Origin of the sequence: Paenibacillus camelliae (genome assembly GCF_023715345.1) — a bacterium.
Lineage (GTDB): Bacteria > Bacillota > Bacilli > Paenibacillales > Paenibacillaceae > Pristimantibacillus > Pristimantibacillus camelliae.
In genome coordinates this window covers 1-245 of the sequence record NZ_JAMBNY010000102.1, presented here as the reverse complement: position 1 = coordinate 245, position 245 = coordinate 1, and the positions used below count along the sequence as shown (strand labels likewise).

The following is a 245-nucleotide window of genomic DNA, read 5'->3' as shown; positions in this document are numbered from 1 at the left end:
GATGCCTAGGCACTAGGAGCCGAAGAAGGACGTGGCGAACAACGATACTGCCTCGGGGAGCTGTAAGCAAGCTTTGATCCGGGGATTTCCGAATGGGGAAACCCAGCCGTTGTAATGGACGGTTACTTCTAACTGAATACATAGGTTAGAGTGAGGCATACCAGGGGAACTGAAACATCTAAGTACCCTGAGGAAGAGAAAACAAAAGTGATTCCGTCAGTAGCGGCGAGCGAACGCGGAACAGC

1 rRNA gene is annotated in these 245 nt (G+C 51.4%); it reads left to right on the top strand.

Annotated elements, in window-relative coordinates:
• Positions 1–245, top strand: a 23S ribosomal RNA gene (locus M3180_RS23170); the annotation flags it as partial.